The organism is Polyangiaceae bacterium, from assembly GCA_020633205.1.
In the GTDB taxonomy this organism is placed as follows: Bacteria; Myxococcota_A; Polyangia; order Polyangiales; family Polyangiaceae; genus JAHBVY01.
This window is the reverse complement of the sequence record JACKEB010000015.1, coordinates 117267-139093: the sequence shown is the minus strand read 5'-3', so window position 1 is coordinate 139093 and position 21827 is coordinate 117267. Positions and strand designations below refer to the sequence as shown.

The window sequence follows — 21827 nt, the reverse complement described above, 5'->3', positions numbered from 1 at the left end:
GGCGCAGCAGCGTTGGCAGAAAGTGTGGGAACACTGACATTGCGCCAAGGAGGGACCCAGCTACCCTGAAGACATGCAGCGGCGGAGGGTGGCGCTAGTCGGGTACGACGACGCACAGAGCCTGGACCTGGTTGGCCCACTGGAGGTGTTCGCCAGCGCCACTCGCCTGGCGGAGCTCGCGGGTCGTCGCGGGGGCTACGATGTGTCCCTGCTGAGCCCAGATGGCAAGCCGATCCGCTGTAGCAGCGGGCTCAAGCTGGTGGCTGACAGCAGCGTCATGGACTCACAGAGCTTCCATACCCTGCTGATCGGCGGCGGCGCTGGCTCGAGAAAAATCCGCACAGAAACAGGCTGGCTTCCAGCCCTGCTCGAACTCACGCGGCGGGCCAAGCGCGTCGGATCCGTCTGCACGGGCACCTTCGTCTTGGCCAGGCTCGGACTCCTGAATGGCCGCCGCGCGACTACCCACTGGCAGTGGTGTGCGAAGCTCTCCGAGCTCTACCCCGAAGTCCAGGTGGAACCCGATCAGATCTACGTCCATGACGGGCGCTTTTGGACGTCGGCCGGAGTCACCGCCGGGATGGATCTGGCGCTGGCACTGGTGGAGGCGGATATGGGGCGCGACCTGGCCCTCGATACCGCACGGCAACTCGTGATGTACGTTCAGCGGAGCGGTGGTCAGTCTCAGTTCAGTCCGCAGCTCGCGGCGCAGTTCAGCGAGCGGCCGCGCCTGAGAGAACTTCAGCAGCAGATCCTCGCGGAGCCGGCAGCGGACCACTCAGTGCCTGCGCTCGCGCACCGCGCAGCGATGAGCCCACGTCACTTCGCGCGGGTGTTCCAGCGTGAACTGGGGGTTACACCCGCTGCCTACGTCGAGAGCGTACGTCTGGATGTCGCGCGCAGGCTGCTCGAGGACACAGAACAGTCGATCGAAGAGCTGGCGAGCGCAGCGGGGTTTGGCTGCAGCGAGTCGCTACGTCGTGCGTTCTCGAAGCGCCTGGGCACCACACCGCGTGAATACCGAGCGCGCTTTCATCTGCGCTGCAGTGCTTGACATATCGCAGTGCTCGACGCTCAGTCGCTGGCCTTGCGGCGCAGCAACAGCGCGCACTTACGCGTTGATTTGGGTTCGGTGGACCAGTCCAGGATGTTGCGCAGGAGCAGGCTGCTCGCGGCTGCGGAACCGTCGTAGTACTGGCTGATGCCGGCGAGGGTGGGATCACCACTGCCGCCGCCTTGCTTGGCCGCGTCGGGCGTTGCCGGCTTGCCGGCACGGGCGAGCGGATTCGTCACCAGCTGAGACGATGCAATGACCAGCACGCGGGCGCGGGCGCTCTTCTCACTGAAGGCGCTCTTCAGGTCGCCGTCGATCGCGACGGCAAGGGTGCGCCGCTCTGGCGGGCTGAGTTCCTCCGGTAGCGGCTTTCCGGGGTAAGTCGAGATACCGCCCTTGGTCGCCGAGCGCGCCTGCTCACTGGAGAACAGGAGCGGCGTGAACGTCGTGTTCTTCTGCTGGTCTGGATGCAGCACCAACGTGGACGCAAACGGCAGCGTGACCTGAGAGACGCCCTGGAAGAGCGGGGAGCTGCTAACGAGGCTCGGGTTCTTTTCTTCCGTGCGGATGTTGTCGAGGACGATCAACGTCGGGTCAGGCGGGATCTCTCCCCCCCCAACCAGACTCCCTTTGAGCTTCATGCCGTGGGCGGTATCGACCACGAGATCGGAACTCAGCTCGACGCCGTACCCCTCGAGCAGTGGCTCCAGGCCGTGGCGGCTCAAGGTCACGCTCATCGTGCCGTCGCCAGGGGGGATGTTCACGGCGCTTGTCAGAACGACCAAGCTCTTGTCACCGCGCATGAGAAACTCATCGATGCGCTCGAGCTCAGCCTTGGTGAAATCGCGCCCGGGCTGAGTGACCACGAGTGTATCGACGGACTCCAGCTTGGTGGCGTCGAGCTCATCGGGCGTGAAGAGCGAAAAACGATAGTAAGGAAACGCGCTCGCGAGCAGGTTGAGCATGCTGCCCTCGCTCTTCGCGGAGAGCGACGGCTCCTCCAGGGACACGCCTCCGGGGCTGCTGACGAGGCCAATCCCGAAGCTCTGCTGCTCTGCGCGAGCGATGACTTCGCGCAGGCGGTTGGCAAACCAATAGGGAAAATCCTGAGGCCGCTCGGGGTCGATTGCAGGGATGGTCGCGCGCTGATCGCCGCTCTTTAGCGCCACACCAAAGTACGCGGCGTTGAGCGATGTGCCCGCGCTCGAGGCCTGACCAAGCAGCGCCTGCTGTATCCCTTCGGAACTGGCTTGAGCTCGTGTGACGTCATCCTTCACGTTGACCCGTGTGTACTTGAGCTTGCCACCAGAGCCCTCCGCGAGCCGCTCAAGCTCATGTCCCACCCGATCGGCGCTTTCAGCGAGCAGCGCAGGCTCTGGACTCGCAAACAACGCGACCTCGACCGGGTGCTCGCTGGTCTTCAAGAGCTCGAGGGTGCCGTCCTCACAAGCTTGCTCCGTGACGTCCAGCGGGCTCCGAAAGAACCACAGGCTGGCGAACCCGCCGAGCAACAACACGATGCTCGAGACCCCGATGACGTAGGGCAAACGGTTCTTGCGCGCAGGCCGTGGCGCCGGCTTTTGCTCGAGCTTCGACGGTTGCTCCAGCAAGGACTGGGGTGCCTTCTGCCCAGGCTCGGCTTCGGGAGAGTCCGCCATGTTGCTTCGCTCAGATCAGCGCTTCCGCGAGAAAACGTAGGTGCTCCTCACAGAAGGACGCGACGAAGAAGTAGCTGTGATCGTAGCCGGGTTGCATGCGTAGCGTGTGCTTGACGCCGCGCGCCTCGAGGGCCGCAGACAAGAGCGGCGTGCGCAGCTGCTCCGTCAAGAACTGATCAGCCCCACCTTGGTCGACCAAGGTGCGCGGCAAGCTGCCGCCGGCCTCCAACAGGCGAACGGGATCGAAGGCTTCAGCGGCCTTCAGATCGCCACCAAAGAAACGCTCCACGGCGGTCTCCCCCCAAGGGCAACGGGTGAAGGAAGAAATCGGCGCTAGCGCCGAGACTCGCTTGAAGCGCCCGGGCTCTTTGAGTGCCATCAGGAGCGCGCCGTGTCCACCCATCGAGTGACCGCTGATCGCCTGACGATCTAAATCCACAGAGAAATTCGCCTCGACGACCTGAGGCAGCTCCTGGCTCAGGTAGCTGAACATGCGGTAGTGCTTGCTCCACGGTTCCGCGCTCGCGTCGAGGTAGTACGAAGCTGATTTCCCGAACCAGTAGTGCTCGGCGTCGCCCTCGAGCTCGATCCCCCGCGGGCTCGTGTCCGGCGCAACGATGCATAGGCCGAGCTCCGCCGCAACGCGTTGAGACCCCGCCTTGACGACGAAATTGTCTGGGGTGCAAGTCAGCCCCGAGAGGAACCACACCACCGGCCAAGGCCCGGGATGGCGTTCGGGATCCGGCGTGTATACGGCGAAGTCCATGGGCGTGCCGGTGACGGCGCTTTGATGACGGTAGTAACCCTGCGTCCCCCCGAACGCGCGATGAGCCTTCTGGGTGTCGAGCTGCATGGGATCCGTCTACCATGGCCGCGGACCGGCTGACCGAAAAGCAGCCGGAGGGACTTCACCTGATTCACGCTTCGGGACCACCCCCGAGGCGAATGATCACGCGCGCTGGCGCGTAGCTCGAGCGACGCCGAGGTCGCTCTCCGAGGGAGACTCACATGCAGGGATTGATGCAGGACCGTCCGCTACTCATCTCCTCACTCGTCGAGTACGCGGCGCGCTATCACGGAAACACGGAGATCGTGTCGCGCACGGTGGAGGGCCCCATCCACCGCTACGGTTACCGAGAGTGCGAGGAGCGTAGCCGCAAGCTGGCGAGCGCGCTGTCTGGCAAGCTCGGCGTGAAGCTGGGCGATCGCATAGCGACCGTGGCCTGGAACGGCTACCGCCATATGGAGATCTACTACGGCGTCTCAGGCATGGGCGCCGTTTGCCACACCATCAACCCGCGCCTCTTCCCCGAGCAAATCGTCTACATCGTGAACCACGCAGAGGACGCGTATGTGTTCATCGATCTGACGTTCGTCCCCCTGCTCGAGAAGCTCGCGGACAAGCTCGGGTGCGTGAAGGGCTACGTGGTGATGACGGATCGGGCGCACATGCCCGACACCTCGCTGAAGAACGCGATCTGCTACGAGGAGCTGATCGAGGACGGGGACTCGAGCTACTCCTGGCCCGACTTGGACGAGCGCACCGCCTCCTCCCTTTGCTACACGTCGGGCACCACGGGCAACCCCAAGGGCGTGATGTACGAGCACCGCTCCACGGTGCTCCACTCGCTCATCGTGTTGACCGGTGAAGGCCTCGCGCTCTCGAGCCAGGACGCGGTGTTGCCGGTGGTTCCGATGTTCCACGCGAACGCGTGGGGGCTCCCGTACGCCGCGCCGATGTGCGGCGCAAAGGTAGTGAACCCCGGCGCCAAGCTGGACGGCGCGAGTGTCTTCGAGTTACTTTCCACAGAGAAAGTCACGCTAACCGCCGGCGTGCCCACGGTGTGGCTGATGCTGCTAAACCATATGCAGGAGCACAACCTGACGTTGCCCGAGCTGAAGCGCGTGGTGATCGGCGGCTCCGCGGCTCCGCGCTCGATGATTGAGGCGTTTCAGGAGAAGCACGGTGCCCATGTGGTGCATGCCTGGGGCATGACAGAGACGAGCCCCCTCGGCACCGTGGGCAACCTGCTGCCGAAGCACGCGGCGATGAGCGCGGCGGATCAGCTCGATGTGCAAGTGAAGCAGGGCCGCGCGGTGTGGGGCGTCGAGCTCGACATCGTGGATGACGACGGAAAGTCGATGCCCCGCGACGGCAAGGCCTTCGGCCACTTGTTGGTGCGCGGTCCCTGGGTGACCAAGGGCTACTTCAAGGGCGAGGGCGGGAACATCTTGAACGAGGGTGGCTGGTTCGACACCGGTGACATCGCGACCTTGGATCCCGACGGATACATGCAGATCACCGATCGCTCGAAAGACGTCGTGAAGTCGGGCGGCGAATGGATCTCCTCCATTGACCTGGAGAACACCGCCGTTGGGCACCCCGACATCGCAGAGGCCGCGGTGATTGGTATCGCGCACCCGAAGTGGGCGGAGCGGCCGCTCTTGATTGTGGTCAAGCGAGAAGGTGCGGAGCTCACCAAGGAGAGCGTGCTCGGCTACCTGGAAGGCAAGGTCGCAAAGTGGTGGATGCCCGACGACGTGCAGTTCGTCGACACGATCCCACACACCGCGACCGGCAAGATCCTCAAGACGGCTCTTCGCGAGCAGTTCAAGGACTACAAGCTGCCCACAGCGAACGACGAGTGAGGCTCACAGCGGCCCGATTTGAGCCACCGCGCGGATCTTTTTCCGCGCGGCAGCTTCACGAACCTTCTTCGGCACCAGGTTGCCGTAACGCTGAAGGAGGCCGCCCGTGAGGTGCTCCAGGCTAATCAGCGCCTTGACCTCATCCACGCGAGCGCGCTGCACGGTGAGCTGTGCGGAGCGCAGCGAGTCCTCTGCCTGCTGTACCTCGAGCAAGATCGCGCTGCCTTGTTCGTAGCGAGCCTTCTGAGCCTCGACTTGTTTGGTCGCGACGACCACCGTCTTCTCGGCGAGCTCCACGCGGCGGCGGGCCGTATCCGCAGTGACGTATGCAGCCGCCACCTGGGACCGTACAGCCTGGCGCGTCGCCCGCAGGCGAGAGCGCGCCGACTCGACGGCGAGAGACGCCGCACGACGGTCGGCGCTGCGGGTTTGGCCCGACAGCGGCATCTCGAACGTGATGCCGACGTGCACGCTCACCGCGGGTTCGGTGACGAAGCGATCCGGCACTGGCGGTACCTCGCGGTAGGCCGCGCTGTCTCCCTGCACGTAACCTTCGAGATCGAGCCGCGAGCGCTCGGACTCACCAGCGGTGACCACGCGCTCCCGCGCCAGCTGGAGCTGCGCCTCTTGCAGCTTGACATCCGGCGACTCTTCCTCTGCCGCGCGGAAAGCTTCGTTCTTGGAGAGCGGCAACGTGAGGTTCTTGGGCACTGAGTCCGCGGACGTCTTCAAATCCTCGTTGCTGTCGTCGTCACCGATCAAGCGCGAGAGCTCTACGGAGCGCTGCTTGGTCGCTGCTTCGGTGCTGGCCAGGGACTGGTCTAGCTGCGCGAGGCGCGTCTCGTAGCTGAGCAGCTCGACGGGAGCCAGCGCGCCGGCTTTGATGCGCTCGTCCGCCTCGTCACGCTGACGCTTGGCGGTGTCCCGGGCTTGGCGCTCGATGTCTTCAGCGCGATCCTGGTACCAAAGCTCCCAGTAACCGTTCAACACGTCTTGCAGCAGACTGCTCGCCGCCTGGTCACGGCTGCGTTCGGCCGCTGTCTTGGAGAGCTTTGCCGTGCGGATTGGCGCCTCATTGACCTCGCGACCGGAGCCCCTGAGCAGAGGGTGCACGATGCTCGCGCGCCCAGTCAGGCTATAGGTCGGGCCGCTCTCGGTGCTCCCGAGACCACCAAGGCCGCCAGCAGTGGTCGTGGCGCCGGAGAAGCTCGACGTTGAGCGAGCGCCTTCCAGTCGAAAACCAACAGCAGTACCCCACGGAAACCGGTGGTCCAAGCCGGAGCCCACGGTCCACACGTCACTCTTGCTGAAGGTGTAGCTGCCGTCGCTGCCCGCTCGCGGACTCGTGGTGTGGGTGTAACCAGCGTCCGCGGAGAACGTAGGCGTGAAGGTGCCCTCTGCGGAGTCGACTTCAGCCTCGGATTGCTCTACGTCGAGCAGTGATGCCTGGAGCGACGGGTTGTCCTTGATGGCAAGCTCCACCGTCTGGCGCTCGGACAGCTTGCGCGGTGCGGCGGTGGCGAGCTGGCTAATCAGAAGCACGCCTAGGCTGGGGATCGCAAAGCGAGCAAGGCGCAGAGTTCGTCGTCTAATCATCTGAGGGGTCTTCCTAGGCGGTCAGCAGGGAGGCAAAACTCGGGGGGTACCTGGGGCCGTTGCGGCGGGATGTCACTCGCCAGAGTGACGGTTGAGAAAAAATCCGGGACTCAGGAACCCAGTTCCGGCCGAGGTTGCGGTGTCAGTACTGGGACGGCTCGTCCCGGACTTGGGACACTTCTCGGCCATCTATCCTGGGTTTGGGGGTGAGACACGAGTCGGTTTCTGGCTCTAAAAGGCTGCTATTCGTGGCGAAGCGCGTCGATGGGCTTCAGCTGAGCGGCTTTCCTAGCCGGCAGATATCCAAAAGCCACGCCAACGAACGCCGAGAAGACGAACGAGATGATCATGATGCCGGGCGCCGGGACGAACGGCAGCTTCATCAAGCTCGTGATTCCGAAGCCCATGCCCGCACCGAACAGGATCCCGATGATGCCGCCGAGGGTAGACAGCACCACCGCTTCCGTGAGGAATTGAAGCATCACCTCACTCCCCAGCGCGCCGATTGCCACGCGAATGCCGATCTCTCGGGTACGCTCCGTAACCGAGACGAGCATGATGTTCATGATACCGATGCCACCGACGACCAGGCTGACGGCAGCGATGGCACCGAGCAGCGCTGTTAGCGCCCCCGTCGCGGAAGACACAGTTTGCGCGATCTCAGCCATGTCACGCACGTTGAAGTCGTCCTCTGCTGGCGGACGGATGTTGCGGCGCTCTCGCAGTAGGCTCTCGATGCGCTCCTTGACCGAAGTAGTGGAGCGGTTGCTCGCGACTGAAATGTAGATGGTGGGGATGTCGCGGTTGCCCGCCATGCGTCGCTGAAACTGCCGCAGGGGGAGCACCAACAGGTCATCTTGATCTGACCCCATCGCGGAGGAGCCCTTGGACTCCAGCACACCGACCACGGTGCAGGTCATCTTGCCCACGCGCAGCGCCACACCGATCGGGTCGACCCCCTCCAGCAGGTTCTTGCGCACCGTCTCGCCGATCACACATACGGCGAGGCCCAGGCGCACGTCCACGTCGTTCAACAGACGACCTTCTGCAACTTTGTAGCCGCGAGTCTGGAAGAAGCCCTCCGTGGTCCCCGTCACCTGGGTGGTGTAGTTGGTGTTTCCGTAGACTACCGTGGCCGAACGGTTCGCAGCCGGCGCCATCGCGGCGATCCCGGAGATTTGCTTCTGGATCGCCTTCACGTCGGCTTCATCGAAGCTCTTGGATCCGCCCGAAGGCGGTCCTCGTCGCGAAAACCCCGGAGACACGATCAGCATGTTGTCGCCGAGCGCGGAGATGTCGTTCTTCACGCTCTGGGTCGCGCCCTCACCGATGATCGTCATCGTGATGACCGCCGCGACTCCGATCACGATGCCCAGCATGGTGAGGATCGAGCGCATCGCGTTGCGGCGGATCTCCCGCAAAGCCATGAGGAAGGTGGCCCAAATCATGCGCGCCGCATCCTTTGGGTCGGTTGATCGTCGATGATCTGGCCGTCCTTGAAGGTGACGATGCGGGTGCCGAACTCCGCCATGTCGGGCTCGTGAGTCACCATCGCGATGGTCAGCTCACGCTCCTCGTTGAGCCGCACGAGCAGGCGCATGATCTCTTCGCTCCGCGCGGAATCAAGGTTGCCGGTTGGCTCGTCTGCTAACAGTAGCGAAGGCTCAGATACCAGGGCGCGTGCGATGGCGACGCGCTGCTGCTGTCCACCGGACAGCTCGGCGGGCGTGTGATCTTCGCGCCCTTCCAGGCCAACGTCTCTCAAAGCCAGGATCGCCCGCTCCCTGCGCTCGGCTTTCGGAACCCGACGGTAAACCAGCGGTAGCTCAACGTTTTCGAGCGCCGTGGTGCGCGCCAGCAAGTTGAAGCCTTGAAACACGAAGCCGATGTAGTGCCGGCGTAGGAGTGCTTGTTGATCGGCGTCGAGTTGTCCGACGTCGACGCCGTGGAACAGGTAGCGCCCGCTCGTTGGTCGGTCCAAGCAGCCGACGATGTTCATGCAGGTGCTCTTGCCTGAGCCGCTGGTCCCCATCACGGAAACGAACTCTCCGGCAAAGATCGAGAGATCGATGCCGTCGAGGGCGCGCACCTCGGACTCCCCTCGCCCGTAGACCTTGGTGATCTGTTCGAGCTGAAACCAGGGGATGGTCGCGTTGCGCCGCTGGACCTCGGAGAGCTGCACTACTTCTCCTCGCTGGTGACGTAGTCGACGACTACCTCCCCGCCAGCCTCGAGCCCCGACTTGATTTCCGTGCTGGTGCCATCGCTGACGCCGGTCTTCACCTTGACGGGACGCGGTCGGCGCCCTTCCAAGATCCAAACGGTTTCACTGTCCTCCTCGGGAGGTTCGGCGCTCCCCGCGGGCGCGGCGGAGCCGGCACCTCTCGAGCGCTTGCCCATTCCTCGTCCTCCTCGGGGTCCGCCCATCATCAACGGGTTGCGCGCGGAACCAGAGGACTTCTTCGCCGCTGGTGGCGTGAAGCGCAACGCCGCGTTGGGCACTAGCACTGCGTCTTTCACGTGTTCGGTGGTGATGATTGCGGTGGCGGTCATGCCGGGACGCAACGAGAGGTCGTCGTTGGTCACATCGAGCACCGCTTCGTAGGTGACGACGTTGTCCGTCGTGGTGGGCACGTTGCGCAGTGAGCGCAGCGTCGCCTTGAACTCACGCTTCGGATACGCGTCCACCGTGAACGTGGCGTCTTGACCTTCCTTCACACGACCGATGTCCGCCTCGTCGATTTGCACCGAGAGCTCCATCTTGGTCAGATCGCGCGCGATCAAGAACAACACCGGCGTCTGCAAAGAGGCGGTCACCGTTTGCCCCAGCTCGACGCTACGCGAGAGCACCACGCCGTCGATCGGCGAGCGAATCGTCGCCTTCTTGAGCGCGGTATCTGATGAATCGACTGAAGCCTTGGCGACCAGGATGTCCGCAGAGGTCGAACGGACCTGTGCATCCGCTCGCGCTGCCGCGGCCTCCGCCGACTCGAGCTCCGCCGTGGACACCAGTCCCTTCTTGGATAGTTCCCGCGTGCGCTTCAGCGTTGTCTTCGCCTCCTTGGCGCTGGCCTTGGCTGAGCTATACGAAGCGCGCGCCGCGCTCAGGCGGGCAGACGCCGAGTTCTTGTTCGCGATCAGTGTCTCGGGATTGATCTCGAGCAGGATGTCGCCGGCTTTCACTCGGTCGTTGAAGTCGACGTAGATCTTGCTGATGTTGCCGGTCACTTCCGCGCCGACTTCGACCGAGTCCCGACCGTCGAGGGTGCCTGTCGCGGTAACCGTCGCCTTCAGCTCCCCCTTCACGACCGGCTCGGTCTCAAAGGTCGGCGCGTTGGCGCGCTGAGCCGCCTGCCGCCACTTCCAGACGCCAAACCCGATGCCGACGAGCACAAGCAGGATACCCACCCGCCAGAGCCACTTTCGGGTCCGAGATTTGTTCATCTGGACCTTCTGTTTGAGTTCGGCGCCGACGTTCGGGGCGGAGCGGGAGCTTGGGGGTGCGCTCGTCATCGAGCCATGGACGCAACCACGAGCGTTCTCCCTACGCAAACACCCTAGGCTACTGAGAAAAACCCGAGGCAGTTTCCCAGCTTGGGATGCGGGTTAACGCCCTGGCCACTGGCGGCGATCTACGGCGCTCGCTTGCTTGGGGTGTCCTTTTTCGCTTCGGTGGCCTAACGCCTCGGTTTTCCAACTGTCATTCCATCGTAGGGAAAGTTCGTGACGGCGCGTCCAAACAGCACACCTCGAGCCCTTTGCCGGCAGCAACGCGTCCGGCGCGGGACGAGGCGCGCTGGATTGCTATGCCTGCCCGACTCCTCACCCACCCCCGCCAATGGCTGAGCCCGACCTCAGCCTGCTGGCCCGACGCGTGGCGAAGGGTGACGTCGAGGCGTTCACCGGCATCGTCCGACAAACCCAAGGGCGCCTCTTTCGCCTGGCCGCTCGGCTCTCGGGTAGCACCAGCGATGGCGAGGACGTCCTGCAGGAGGCCTACGTGAAGGCCTTCAATGCGCTCACCGACGGCCGCTTCGATGGCCGCTCCAGCGTGCAGACCTGGCTCTACCGCATCGTGAGCAATGCCGCGATTGACGCTACGCGCCGACGCAAGTCGCGCCCAGTCAGTGAAGCTGACGAAATCGAGCCGGAAGCTGATACCAGCGTCGACCCTGACGGTCGCCTCGCGCTTCGCGAGCTCGATGAATGGCTCTCCGAGCTGTCCGTCGAACAACGCACGGTGTTGATCTTGAGAGCGGTGGAAGGGTTCTCCACAGCGGAGACCGCTGACATCCTGGGTTGCTCCGAAGGCGCAGTAGAGCAACGCTTGATCAGGGCGCGCGCCAACTTGAGTAAGCGACGAGGCGAGACATGAACAGCGACGAGGATCTCCAGCAGCTAGCGGCTCTTGCCCGAGCCACGGACAGCCTCGCGCCGAGTGCGGGCTTCGAAGCTCGCGTCATGGCCCGCATCCGTGAACGCGTCGAACGGGAGAGCTGGAAGTCCCGTGGTGTCCTGCTTGGCTGCTTCGCTGCGGCGGCCGCAATCGCGATCTGGGTGGCTCAAATCGAACAACGTCAAGTGGACACGACCGCGCTGACGCTGATCGACAGCCTGGAACTCTCACAATGACTCCTCGCGGAAAGAACACCCTAGCGCTGGTGCTGGCTTTCGGGCTTGGCGGGGTCGCCGGTGCGTTCGGCATGCGCGCGACTCAGCTGGATCGCGTGGGGCGCTTGATGGATCGGCCCACACCGGAAGCCCGACGAAACTTCATGGTCGAGGTCATGCGCCGCCGATTGGACCTCACCCCCGAACAAACCGACGGCGTGCGCAAAGTCTTCGAGGCCCACGAAGGCGAGCGCAAGCAAGCCTTCGAGAAGTGCCGCCCGGAACACGAGGCTCTCAAAGCCAAGGTGACCGAAGAAATTGATGCCCTCTTGACCCCTGAGCAGCGAGACAAGCACAAGCAGCTGCAAGAGGAACTTGAGGCGCGGCGCCGAGGAAAAGGCAAGTCCTAGCCAACGCCGCCGCTTCAGCAGTTGGGATCGGGTTTGGGGGAGAGGCACACCGGTCGCGCGACCTAGAACCACCCGCGGAAACGCGGTACAGAGAGACATGGTGTGGCTTCGGGTGTGTGCCAGTGTGGTTCTGGCTGGCTTCGCGGTGATGGCAGGCTGCAGCGCGAGCGACGGTAGCCCCGGCGCGGGCGGTTCCGGACAAGGAGGCTCCGCAGGCAGCAACGGCGGGAGCAGTAACGGCGGAAACGGGGGCAGCGGCAACGGCGCCAGTGGCGGAAGCGCCGGCACAACGACCGGCGGAGGCGACATCGGCGACCCGTGCACCACCAACGCGGACTGCACATTGGTCGAAGGCAGTGAGTGCTGGACCACCATCGGCGGTGGGCCAGTTCCGGAGATTACGTTTCCCGGCGGATATTGCGGCAAGGCCTGTTCAAACGAAGGCGGCAACGAATGCGGGGAGAACGCAGGCTGTACGACCACCTCCGTTTCCGGCGGGATGAGCAGCGTAACCCTCAGTATGTGCACTCCCCCCTGCATGCGTGACGAGGAGTGTCGGGTGAGCGAGGGCTACCACTGCCAGTTCGTGCTCGGTAGCTTTGGTGTGTGCGTTCCCTGATTGTTTCAACGTCTGCTAGGCTCTCCGTGTGACCCGCTACCTAGTCCTCGCTGTTCTCACGTGCGTCGTATTGCTGAGCTTTGGCGGCTGTGGCCCAGCACGGCGTAGCTGCACGCCAGAGGTCAACGCCTGCATGCAACGTTGCGGAGAGAACTCCCCCGAATCGGATCGGAGCAGCGCAACCCCGCCACAGGCAGACACTCGGGGTCCCTGTCGTACCGCTTGCGAAGACCGCTACTGTCGCTAGCGAAAGTCTCAAGACAACACAGAGCGGAAACGCACCCTACGGGCGCCTCGCGTTTCTGCATGGCCAATCTCGAAGGCTCGGGTGACAATCGCCCGCATGAAGTCCTTCAAATACTGGCCCGTCATCGCTTCGGTTCTGGTCGCTCCGGCGTTCGTGCAGTGCGTGCCCGGCTTCCCTGGTGGCGGTGGCTGCCCGGATAGCGCCGAGGCAGCCATGAAAGCCAACTTCGGCCTCGCGGCAGAAGCCGAAGGCAAGGTGAAGGCGGCGCTCGCGGCTGGCGCCGCATTGCAAAATATGGCTGTGGAAATTGAAGCCGATGTAGCGACGGCGTGCGGCGACTTGGCGAAAGACCTCGGCGCGACTGACATCGAGCCGAAGGAAGACGGCCCAGGCAAGAAGGCGGAAGCCGCCTGCAATGCGGCCGCAAAGGCCATCGGTGACCTGAAGGCGAAGGCCAAAGGCACGCTGCAAGTCAAAGTCGTCCCACCCAAGTGCGAGGCCTCGATGAGCGCGATGGCGGACTGCGCCGCGCAATGCGACGCCAAGGTCGAGCCGGGCTCTGCGAAAGTGCAGTGTGAAGGGGGCGAGATCAGCGGAAAGTGCGAAGGCGAGTGCAAGGGTTCGTGCACCGTCGAGGCCGGCGCGCAGTGCAGCGGTACCTGCACCGCGAGCTGCGAAGGGGAGTGCAGCGGGAAGTTCAGCGGAGAGTGCAAGGGCACCTGCGACGGCAAGTGTGACGGCGCGGCCATGAGTGGCGGCAAGTGCGACGGCACCTGCGACGGCACTTGCAAGGGCGAAGCAGAAGGCAGCTGCGCGGGTACCTGCAAAGGCAGCTGCAGCGCGCGGTGCGAGATGAAAGGCCAAGCCAAGTGTGAGGGCTCGTGCTCCGGTGGTTGCAGCGTGGAAATCAAAGAGCCGAAGTGCAGCGGTGAGGTGAAGCCCCCGAAGATGAGCGCAGAATGTGAAGCAAGCTGTGACGCTCAGGTCAGCGGCAAGGTGGAGTGCGTCCCCGCCCAAGTGCGCGTGAACATCCAAGGCGCGGCAGACGCGCAGGCGGCGATGAAGCTCAAGGCCGCGTTGAAGGCACACCTACCGGCGCTGCTCAAGGTCACCCTCGGCCTGAAGGGCAAGCTCGAGCGCGCGGTGGCGAATGTGCAGACGACACTCGAAGGAGCGAAGGCCGCCATCAGCGGCGGGGGTCAGGCCGCTATCAAGGCCGGTGCGTGCGTGGCTGCGTCGCTGAAGGCCCAAGCCGATGCGGCGGTGAGCATCAATGTCTCAGTGAAGGCCAGCGCTTCGGCCAGCGGTTCAGCGAACGCAGGCTGAGCTATCCGTTCACGAAGCAACTCGAGGAGTTTCCGTACCAAAACGGGACACCCCAAGCGGCAGGATTCGGGCGGCGCTGAACACATCCAGTTCGAGACCTCAATTGGATTGACGGCGCCGCTTAGCTAGCGTCATACAGCCTGACCAACATGGGCATCGTTAGTGAGTTCAAAGAGTTCGCCGTCAAAGGCAACGTCGTCGACCTAGCGGTCGGTGTGATCATCGGCGGGGCTTTCGGCAAAATCGTCAGTTCCTTCGTCGCCGACGTGGTCATGCCACCAATCGGTGTGCTCACCGGTGGCGTGAATTTCACCAAGCTGGAGTACATTCTGAAGGCCGCTGAGGGGGAGAAGCCGGCGGTCGCACTGAAGTACGGGATGTTTCTGCAGAACGTCTTCGACTTTCTACTGATCGCGATCGCGGTGTTCTTCATGGTGCGCGTGATCAATCGCGTGCGGCGCAAGGAAGAGGCGGCGCCCGCACCTCCGGCCGAGCCCTCCGCCGAGGAAAAGCTCCTCACTGAGATCCGCGACTTGCTCAAGGCCAAGAGCTGAGCCCTGAGTCAAGCTAGCCTGAGTCAAGTTAGGCAGAGGCAAGCCAACCCAGCAGCTAGTTCCGTACGGAATTATTCAGCTAGCGCGCCAGCACACTGGCACCGTCGGTCACTCGATCGCTGGGGTGAGGGATCACCGTCGCTCCCGCCTCCAAGCCGCCGGTGATCTCCGTTTCGAGACCGTTGCTGCGACCGACGGAGACCTCGCGGAGCTGCGCCTTGCCATCGCTGATGCTGAAGACCGCCCAGCTGTCCCCTTTGCGAAACAATGCGCTCGCCGGCACCTTGAGCACACTCTGGGCCTGGAACACGATGATCTTGGCCTCCACTCGGTAGCCATCCATCAGGGCCTTCCACTTCTCGTAGGGTTCATCGAGGTCGATCACGGCGTTCACCCGTTGCTCCTCGACTCCCAAAGCGGACAGCTTGGTGAAGGCCGACGGTTCGATCTGCCGTACGTGGCCCTTCAGGTCAGGTCCTCCCCAGGCAACGACACGCACCGGCGCACCAGGCTTGATCTGCACGGCATCGCTGGTCAAGACGTCGATCACGATCTCGAGGGCTTGTGGATCTCCAAGTTCGACCAGCGGAGAGCCAGCTTGAACCACCCCTTCGCTCTCCTGAATCAACTTGAGCACGCGGCCAGCGATGGGGCTCGTAACGTCCAGCTGTTGCGAATCTTTTTTCCCCCCGGATACTTGGCCTAGGGCGGCGCGTGCCATCCCAAGCTCGTGATCGGCCACCTTCGCTCCAAACTTGGCCGAGGTCAGCTCGGCCTTGCGCGAACGCAACTCCAGCTCTTGGCGGTCCAGCTCGGCTTGGGGGGAGGCGCCCTGGGATACCAACGCCTTGCGCGTGGTAACCTGCTTTTTTGCGTACTCAAGGGCAGCCTCGGCGCGGTCGATCTGCGCCCGCGCCTGGCGCTGAGCAGCTGAGGCGACGAGCACCTGCGCCTCAGCCTGCTGCTTGCTGCGCGGGTCGAGCAATGGCGAGCTCACCGGCACGATGCGCGCCAGCACCTGCTTGCTCTCCACCTCGACTCCCGGCTTGAGCTCGATGCGGGCCACATTGCCCGCAATCGGCGCGGAAACAGTGTACCGATCTTTGACGCGTGTGCGGCCGTCCTCGTCCACGGTGATCGTCAGCTCACCCAGCTCGACCTTGGCCGAATCGACAGGCACTGGCTTCGGCAGCCAGGCCATCACGATGGCCGCGAGCGCGAGGATCGCGAGGGTCAACACAGCGATGCGTCGGACCCAGCGTGCGAGGTTCTTGTGGTTCTTCATTTCAGTGCTCGCTACTCACGGGTCTTCAAGACCCCGATCAGGTCCAGCTTGTCGAGTTTGCGCCGTACCAGGAGCGCGCTGATCAGGCCGGAGCCGATCGCCACGCTCACCGCGAAGGCATAGGTGCGCGGCGATAGCACGATGGGCAGGCGGTAGATCTCTGGATCCACCCCCGCCATCAAGCCCTTGGAAAGCACGCCGCCAAACCAAATTCCAAGCGGAATTGCTAGAATCATATGCACGGCGAGTTCGCCGAACAGCACGCTCGCGATCTCGCTGCGTGTGAAGCCCAGCACGCGCAAGCTCGCCAAGTCTCGACTTCGCTGAGACAGCGATACCCGCGCACCGTTGTACACGACGCCGATCGCAATCACGCTGGCAAACAGCGCCATGATGAAGGTGTAGACGTACATGATCTCGCCGCTCTGCGCCTCGAACTGCTCACGAAGGTCGGACGGAGCGGCGACTGCGAGGACCCCTGGGTAGTCGTTCAGCCGCTTCAACACCTCGCTTCGGTGCAGAGAATCGATACGCAGAACTGCCAAATTCACGCTCGGGGTTTCCCCAAGCAGCGCCGCCAGCGCCGCCTGATTCATGTAGCCCTGGAGACCGAATGCGTCATCCACCAGGCCCGTCACCGCAACGTGCCGCGTGCTCCGATCCCCCTCCCGAAGTTCTACCCGGACTTCGTCCCCTACCCGCACATCCAGGCGCTTGGCGAGTTCCTTTGAAAGCAGCACCCCGCGCTCAGGCACCCGCTTCTTCTCGCCGGCGCGGTCGACCACCCGCCGCAACTCGGAATCACGCGGCATCCCGATCAGCACACCATCCCGAGCGTGATGCCCCGCGGAAAAACGGATCGAGACATTGCGGTAGCCCTCTGCGTAGCGCACACCCGGCAGGTGGCCGAGCTCTCGAATGGCCCGCTCCGGCGCCGGTTGCCTCAACGTAACGTTCAGGTCCTCGCGCATCGACTCGTGAAACTGGACGTTCAGCAGGTTGTCGATGGCGTCGAACCAGAAACCGGCGACCACCACGATACCGATCGAAAAAGCGACGCCGACCGCGGACAGCAGCGCCCTGAACGGGCGCCGGAGTAACTCGCGCGCGACCATGCGACCGCCGACGCTCACCAAGCGAGAGCCCACGATGCGATTCAAGAACCCAAACTGATAGCGAGCTGGCGCTGGCGGTCGCATCGCCTCCGCCGGTGGGAGTCGCGCAACCGCCCACACGCTGGACCCCGCACCGATCAACGCGGAAACAAGACTCACGGCGAGTGAGAACACCACCACCCGCGCTTCCAAGCGATACTCCGGATCGGGAAAGCGGAAGTACTGCCCGGTGTACATCTGCGTCATCGCGTCACCGAGCCACGCGCCGAGAGCAACACCCCCGAGGGCGCCGAGCACGACGACCACGCTCACCAGCTCCAGGTAGTGAAGGCCAATCGCTCGATCGTCGTAGCCTACCGCCTTCAGCGTGGCGATCTGCGAGCGCTGCAGGGTGATCAAGCGCGACAGCACCACGTTCAAGAGGAACGCAGCGACGAACAGGAAGATCGCTGGCACCACGGTGGCCATGCTCTCGAGCTGGGTCAGCTCCCCACTCAACATGTAGTTCGAAGCTTGCTTTTCACGCGCCACGGCGCCGAGACCGCCATACGGCTTGAGCACGCGATCGATGCCCTGCAACGCAACCTTTGGATCGATGCCGGGCTCGAGGTTGAACTGTGCATCGTTGAAGGCGCCTTCCAGCTGAAACGCCGACGCCAGCACCCGCTCTCGGAGCCACAACACGGCCGCTCGCTTAGGGTCGTAGGACATGCCTCCTGGAGGCATCGTCATCACGAACTCCGGTGACATCGCGACACCCACGATACGAAACTTGCGTAGGCTGCTATTCACAATGACGTCGAGGGAATCCCCGAGGGCGAACTGGTGCGCCTCCGCGAACGCGTCCAGGACGACGATTTCGTCGCTGCGCTTCTCGTCGGGTAGCCGGCCCCGCGTGAGGTGCAACTTGGAGAGCTGGCTCGTGCCTTCGTCGGGAATGGAAACGAGAATCCCTGTGGCCGCCCGGTCCAGGTCCTTCACCGGCACCAGCGCGACCTCCTGGATGCGCGTCTCGACGCTCGCCACCCCAGGCAGGAGCGCGAGGCGCTTGGCCAAAGGTTTGGGCGCACGCTCGAGGTGAGCGAAGGCGTCAGGAAAGCGGTTGTGCTCGTAGTAGGCGTCGCGGCTGTAGATCAGTGAGTCATAGGCGCTGTGTAGGGTCACGTAGCTGGCGATCCCGCAGGCGACAACCAACGCAATCGTGAACACCTGCGCCTTGAGCCCGACCAAGTCGCGGAGCAACTTCTGGTCGAGGGCCCTCACCAGCGAATCGCTTCTGGAGGCATGCGCTCCGTGTTCGTCAGATCGCTGTCCACACGGCCGTCGACCAATGTGACGACACGGTCCGCGAGAGCTGCCACGGGCGCGTTGTGGGTGATCACGGCGGTGGTGGTGCCCAGCTCCCGGTTGATGCGGTCGATCACCGCCAGCACACGGATCCCCGTCTCGAAATCCAGTGCACCCGTGGGCTCGTCGCACAACAGGACCTGGGGCCGCTTGGCTACGGCGCGCGCGATCGCAACACGCTGTTGTTCGCCGCCTGACAGCTGCGCTGGGAAGTGGCCGGCACGCTCCTTCAGGCCCACGAGGTCCAACGCCTCCAACGGGTCGAGAGGGTCCTTCGCGATGTCCGTGACTAGCGCGACGTTCTCGAGGGCGGTCAGGCTCGGGATCAAGTTGTAGAACTGGAAGACGAAGCCAACACTTTCCCTACGGTAATTTGTCAGGTCGCGCCCCGAGGCACGGCTGAGGTCACGCCCCTGATAGAACACCTGGCCTTCACTTGGCTCGTCGAGTCCGCCCAGGATATTGAGCAGCGTCGACTTGCCACTTCCGCTCTGACCGAGCAGCACCACCAGCTCCCCGGCGTGGAGCGCGAAGTCGACCCCTCGCAGCGCGCGCACCTCGACCTCCCCCATGAGGTAGATCTTGGTCACCTGCTGCATCCAGAGGACACGCTCACCTGTCGTTCGCTGCACCGGCCGCCTCGCGAGGCCCATCGTAGGGCCCGCACGCGCGACGGCAACCCGAAGATAATGCGCGAAATGGCCAAACGGCTCTGCGACACAGGCAGTACCAAAGAACCTGAGCAGAGTGGGCTCGCCCTCCGTTTTCCGTGTGGATCTTCTGCTAGGTACGGCGCTTGCTTCGCAGGTTTTCCGTGCAGTACGGGCGGACTTCCTTTGCCAGATCTCCTCTGCACCTGCTGCTGGTTTGTTTGACTCTTCAGCTGGCGCCCCGCGCGGCGAACGCGCAACCGATTGGCACCGCCCCGCTCGTAGACGCAAATCGCGCGGGATTCGGCTTTGGGTGGGATCCAACGTGGTTGGTTTCGCTCGGCTACTCTCGTGGCCTGGACACCCCACTGGGCGTCAGCGGGACCCAGCTCGATGCAGGACTCGCACTGCCACTGACGCAGATCCCAAGAGCCAACGCATTCAAGATCTGGCTCGGAGGTCAGCGCTTCTGGAACACGCCAGGTTTCGGTATGGCAACGGGTAGCCACTTCACCCTGGTGCTCGCGAACGACGCCACAGGAAAGAAGCTTGGGCTTGGCGGCGAACTGAGCCTGCGGCCAGGCTACTACCATCAGCGCTGGAGTCTCGCTCTGGAGCTCGCCGGGCGCCTCGCGCTCAGCACCTACATTGCTCACTCGGACCGGGTGCGGGACTTGTACCGCAACCGATATCCCGACGGAAGCGGGGGAGCGGAGGGCCCCCAGGACGGCTGGTACTGGCTCCCCGCCGCGCGCTACCACGTGGGGGTCGCCGGAGGATGGCTTGCGTCCGAGAGACTCGAGTTCTCCGGGGTGCTTGGCTTCGACTACAGCCCGCAAGTCGAAGGCGCGATCGACAACCCATCCATCGGAGGGGTCCCGTTTTACATCCGTACGGAAGGAGCCTACAGATGGTAGCCCTGCGCCGTTCGCTGGTCCCCCTTTTGTGCCTCATGGCACTGTCCCTGTCGCAGTGTCTTTCGCCGACAGACCCGGGCAACCTGGTGCCTCCGACCGCGGATCAAGACTCCAAGCTCCCGCAGGTCACCCTGCGCATCGCTGGTCATTCCCGCCAAGTGCACTTGCAAACCTTCGGCGATGCCGAAAACCCACCGCTGCTCCTACTCCATGGCTCCCTCTCCGACTATCGCGCGCTGCTGCCGTTTGAGGCCCTGAGTGACCGCTACTACGTCATCATGTGGGATCAGCGCGGAAACGGCTTGTCAGAGCGCGTGACAGGGGACGAATACACCTTCGACTCGGTCGTCGAGGAGATCGAAGAGATCCGTGCGCGGTACGCTGGTAACCGACCCGTTTCACTCATCGGCCACTCCTTTGGTGCGATGTATTCCGCGCTGTACATGAGTCGCTATCCGGAACGCGTCGATCAAGCAGTGCTGGTCGAGCCGGGAGGGCTGAATGGTCAACTCTTCGGCGACACCTTTGATCAGGTGATCAACATCGACCTCTTCAACCCCGAGCTCAGCGAAACCTACTGGCAGACCGAAGTACTCTCGCCTTCGAGTCACGAAGCCATGGACTACAAGGCGCTGCTGCTACTCGAGAACGGCCACCAAACGAACTACTTCTGCGACGCGGACCATCCCCCGCGTTGGCCTGTGTGGCGACCTGGCGCGTTCGTCGAGTACCGCCGCGGCAAGCTGATGGGGGCAGGGCTGTCAGGAGGCTCGTTCGAGTTCGACTTTGCCAAGGGCCTCGACGCGTTTCCGCGCAAGGTGCTGTTGCTCGCCGGGAGCTGCTCGGCGCTCGGTCCGGACTACCAGCAGCGCTACCATCAACCGTTGTTCGGCGACGCCGAGGTGGTGACCATCGAAAACGCAGGGCACCGGATGTTCGTCGAGCAGATGGACGAGGTGCTCGATGCGGTTCGAGGGTACCTCAGCCAGTACCAGTAGCAGCTATTCCCAGCTGAAGGAGTACGCGCTCTTGGTGCTGTGGAGGCCGCGGTAGACGTTGATGTTCGGCTGCCCATCCGTTACATCGCGGAAACGATACAGGGGTGGGTCGTCGCTCACCTGTTCGAGTTGGTCGAACTGCACGTCGCGGAAGAACGTTGCTGGATCGATGCGCAGCGTCAGCGCGCCTCCCGACTTGGGGAAGATGTTCGTTGGGATGGGCGAGACGATGCGCTCGCCGCACATCGGGTTGTCCCCCGGCTGCTTCGGATCCGTCGGCGTGATGCGTCGGTTGCTGCCGATGCTGAGGCTCGCGTCGAAGGGCCAGCTCTCATCGCCCCGCGTCGCGGTACCGGCAGCAGCAAAGATGACGTGAGGATCTTCCGCCGCGTCGATGTCTGTCCCCTCCCCCAATAACCAAACCTCGCCGGTGTACGCGCGCTCTTCCAGGGCGATCCCCTGCTCTGGAAAGGCTTGAGGCGCGGGGTTCAGCGTGTTGACGGTGACGCCTTGATTGACCTCGGCGACATAGACTCCAGGCAAGTAGCAATCGCGGTCCGCGGCTCCCGGCAGCGGCACCTGCTCGTTGAGGTACACGGCGCCCACCCTGAGGTCCGCTCGGGTGAGCTCCACGTGGTAGCCCGCCGGGGTGTCGAAGGCGTACGTGCCGTCGCCGGGGAGCGACTCCGGACCCGCTGCATAGGCATCGAACTGCAAGCTGCCGCCTCCCGTACTTGGCGCGCAAGCAGCGAGCAGCGGTAGGGCCACGCTCAAAATCCAGCTTCGCATGG

The 21827-nt window shown here is 63.7% G+C and carries 20 protein-coding genes; 10 read left to right on the top strand and 10 right to left on the bottom strand.

Annotated elements, in window-relative coordinates; all coding sequences use genetic code 11:
• Window positions 1-73: 73 nt before the first annotated feature.
• Window positions 74-1054: a GlxA family transcriptional regulator gene (locus tag H6718_23515; GenBank protein MCB9588397.1), complete on the top strand. Its 981-nt coding sequence runs from the start codon at window positions 74-76 to the stop codon at window positions 1052-1054.
• Window positions 1055-1074: 20 nt separating this feature from the next.
• On the opposite strand, the gene H6718_23510 is transcribed toward H6718_23515, so the two are convergent.
• On the bottom strand, window positions 1075-2712 hold the full coding sequence (locus tag H6718_23510; GenBank protein ID MCB9588396.1) for a GldG family protein: 1638 nt from the start codon (window positions 2710-2712) through the stop codon (window positions 1075-1077).
• A 10-nt stretch (window positions 2713-2722) separates the two neighbouring features.
• Window positions 2723-3565 (bottom strand): S-formylglutathione hydrolase, encoded by an 843-nt coding sequence (gene fghA, locus H6718_23505; protein MCB9588395.1) that lies wholly within the window; start codon window positions 3563-3565, stop codon window positions 2723-2725.
• A 155-nt stretch (window positions 3566-3720) separates the two neighbouring features.
• On the opposite strand from fghA, the gene H6718_23500 reads away from it, so the two are divergent.
• Window positions 3721-5361, top strand: coding sequence for a long-chain-fatty-acid--CoA ligase (locus tag H6718_23500; GenBank protein MCB9588394.1), 1641 nt, complete (start codon window positions 3721-3723; stop codon window positions 5359-5361).
• Window positions 5362-5364: 3 nt separating this feature from the next.
• Here the strand turns inward: H6718_23500 and H6718_23495 are convergent, their stop codons facing one another.
• The 4 genes from H6718_23495 to H6718_23480 all read right to left on the bottom strand — a co-directional run bounded on the left by H6718_23495 (window position 5365) and on the right by H6718_23480 (window position 10401).
• A complete protein-coding gene (locus H6718_23495) occupies window positions 5365-6957 on the bottom strand; it encodes a TolC family protein (GenBank protein MCB9588393.1) in 1593 nt (530 codons plus the stop codon).
• 242 nt (window positions 6958-7199) lie between these two features.
• A complete protein-coding gene (locus H6718_23490; GenBank protein ID MCB9588392.1) occupies window positions 7200-8405 on the bottom strand; it encodes an ABC transporter permease in 1206 nt (401 codons plus the stop codon).
• Window positions 8402-9103: an ABC transporter ATP-binding protein gene (locus tag H6718_23485; GenBank protein ID MCB9588391.1), complete on the bottom strand. Its 702-nt coding sequence runs from the start codon at window positions 9101-9103 to the stop codon at window positions 8402-8404. The genes H6718_23490 and H6718_23485 overlap by 4 nt, the downstream gene beginning before the upstream one ends.
• 35 nt (window positions 9104-9138) lie before the next feature.
• Complete coding sequence (locus H6718_23480) at window positions 9139-10401, bottom strand: efflux RND transporter periplasmic adaptor subunit (protein MCB9588390.1); 1263 nt, start codon at window positions 10399-10401, stop codon at window positions 9139-9141.
• Between the two features lie 394 nt (window positions 10402-10795).
• On the opposite strand from H6718_23480, the gene H6718_23475 reads away from it, so the two are divergent.
• From H6718_23475 to mscL, 6 genes are all read left to right on the top strand, one after another.
• Entirely contained in the window at window positions 10796-11332 is a 537-nt protein-coding gene (locus H6718_23475) for a sigma-70 family RNA polymerase sigma factor (GenBank protein ID MCB9588389.1), read from the top strand.
• Entirely contained in the window at window positions 11329-11589 is a 261-nt protein-coding gene (locus H6718_23470; protein MCB9588388.1) for a hypothetical protein, read from the top strand. The genes H6718_23475 and H6718_23470 overlap by 4 nt, the downstream gene beginning before the upstream one ends.
• Window positions 11586-11978, top strand: coding sequence for a hypothetical protein (locus tag H6718_23465; protein ID MCB9588387.1), 393 nt, complete (start codon window positions 11586-11588; stop codon window positions 11976-11978). The genes H6718_23470 and H6718_23465 overlap by 4 nt, the downstream gene beginning before the upstream one ends.
• Before the next feature lie 100 nt (window positions 11979-12078).
• Window positions 12079-12597 (top strand): hypothetical protein, encoded by a 519-nt coding sequence (locus H6718_23460; protein MCB9588386.1) that lies wholly within the window; start codon window positions 12079-12081, stop codon window positions 12595-12597.
• 343 nt (window positions 12598-12940) lie between these two features.
• Entirely contained in the window at window positions 12941-14170 is a 1230-nt protein-coding gene (locus H6718_23455; GenBank protein ID MCB9588385.1) for a hypothetical protein, read from the top strand.
• Window positions 14171-14325: 155 nt separating this feature from the next.
• Window positions 14326-14724: a large-conductance mechanosensitive channel protein MscL gene (gene mscL, locus H6718_23450; protein ID MCB9588384.1), complete on the top strand. Its 399-nt coding sequence runs from the start codon at window positions 14326-14328 to the stop codon at window positions 14722-14724.
• 79 nt (window positions 14725-14803) lie between these two features.
• Here the strand turns inward: mscL and H6718_23445 are convergent, their stop codons facing one another.
• Genes H6718_23445 through H6718_23435 form a run of 3 tightly spaced genes read right to left on the bottom strand, consistent with a single transcriptional unit; the run spans window position 14804 to window position 19124 of the window.
• Window positions 14804-16009: an HlyD family efflux transporter periplasmic adaptor subunit gene (locus H6718_23445; protein ID MCB9588383.1), complete on the bottom strand. Its 1206-nt coding sequence runs from the start codon at window positions 16007-16009 to the stop codon at window positions 14804-14806.
• Between the two features lie 11 nt (window positions 16010-16020).
• Window positions 16021-18387: an ABC transporter permease gene (locus H6718_23440; GenBank protein MCB9588382.1), complete on the bottom strand. Its 2367-nt coding sequence runs from the start codon at window positions 18385-18387 to the stop codon at window positions 16021-16023.
• A complete protein-coding gene (locus tag H6718_23435) occupies window positions 18384-19124 on the bottom strand; it encodes an ABC transporter ATP-binding protein (protein ID MCB9588381.1) in 741 nt (246 codons plus the stop codon). The genes H6718_23440 and H6718_23435 overlap by 4 nt, the downstream gene beginning before the upstream one ends.
• A 218-nt stretch (window positions 19125-19342) precedes the next feature.
• On the opposite strand from H6718_23435, the gene H6718_23430 reads away from it, so the two are divergent.
• Together H6718_23430 and H6718_23425 are read left to right on the top strand one after the other, a co-directional pair.
• The gene (locus tag H6718_23430; GenBank protein MCB9588380.1) at window positions 19343-20038 is read left to right on the top strand and encodes a hypothetical protein; all 696 of its coding nucleotides are present in this window, start codon (window positions 19343-19345) and stop codon (window positions 20036-20038) included.
• A gap of 35 nt (window positions 20039-20073) precedes the next feature.
• The gene (locus H6718_23425; protein ID MCB9588379.1) at window positions 20074-21036 is read left to right on the top strand and encodes an alpha/beta hydrolase; all 963 of its coding nucleotides are present in this window, start codon (window positions 20074-20076) and stop codon (window positions 21034-21036) included.
• Between the two features lie 3 nt (window positions 21037-21039).
• On the opposite strand, the gene H6718_23420 is transcribed toward H6718_23425, so the two are convergent.
• Window positions 21040-21825: a hypothetical protein gene (locus H6718_23420; GenBank protein MCB9588378.1), complete on the bottom strand. Its 786-nt coding sequence runs from the start codon at window positions 21823-21825 to the stop codon at window positions 21040-21042.
• Window positions 21826-21827 lie beyond the last annotated feature (2 nt).

Bases quoted from the DNA above. Each gene is read 5' to 3' on its own strand.
- H6718_23490 (MCB9588392.1), bottom strand. From the start codon at position 8,405: ATGATTTGGGCCACCTTCCTCATGGCTTTGCGGGAGATCCGCCGCAAC.
- H6718_23480 (MCB9588390.1), bottom strand. From the start codon at position 10,401: ATGAACAAATCTCGGACCCGAAAGTGGCTCTGGCGGGTGGGTATCCTG.
- H6718_23470 (MCB9588388.1), top strand. From the start codon at position 11,329: ATGAACAGCGACGAGGATCTCCAGCAGCTAGCGGCTCTTGCCCGAGCC.
- H6718_23420 (MCB9588378.1), bottom strand. From the start codon at position 21,825: ATGCGAAGCTGGATTTTGAGCGTGGCCCTACCGCTGCTCGCTGCTTGC.
- fghA (MCB9588395.1), bottom strand. From the start codon at position 3,565: ATGCAGCTCGACACCCAGAAGGCTCATCGCGCGTTCGGGGGGACGCAG.
- H6718_23510 (MCB9588396.1), bottom strand. From the start codon at position 2,712: ATGGCGGACTCTCCCGAAGCCGAGCCTGGGCAGAAGGCACCCCAGTCC.
- H6718_23435 (MCB9588381.1), bottom strand. From the start codon at position 19,124: ATGGGCCTCGCGAGGCGGCCGGTGCAGCGAACGACAGGTGAGCGTGTC.
- H6718_23500 (MCB9588394.1), top strand. From the start codon at position 3,721: ATGCAGGGATTGATGCAGGACCGTCCGCTACTCATCTCCTCACTCGTC.
- H6718_23475 (MCB9588389.1), top strand. From the start codon at position 10,796: ATGGCTGAGCCCGACCTCAGCCTGCTGGCCCGACGCGTGGCGAAGGGT.
- H6718_23465 (MCB9588387.1), top strand. From the start codon at position 11,586: ATGACTCCTCGCGGAAAGAACACCCTAGCGCTGGTGCTGGCTTTCGGG.
- H6718_23445 (MCB9588383.1), bottom strand. From the start codon at position 16,009: ATGAAGAACCACAAGAACCTCGCACGCTGGGTCCGACGCATCGCTGTG.
- H6718_23455 (MCB9588385.1), top strand. From the start codon at position 12,941: ATGAAGTCCTTCAAATACTGGCCCGTCATCGCTTCGGTTCTGGTCGCT.
- H6718_23495 (MCB9588393.1), bottom strand. From the start codon at position 6,957: ATGATTAGACGACGAACTCTGCGCCTTGCTCGCTTTGCGATCCCCAGC.
- H6718_23515 (MCB9588397.1), top strand. From the start codon at position 74: ATGCAGCGGCGGAGGGTGGCGCTAGTCGGGTACGACGACGCACAGAGC.
- H6718_23425 (MCB9588379.1), top strand. From the start codon at position 20,074: ATGGCACTGTCCCTGTCGCAGTGTCTTTCGCCGACAGACCCGGGCAAC.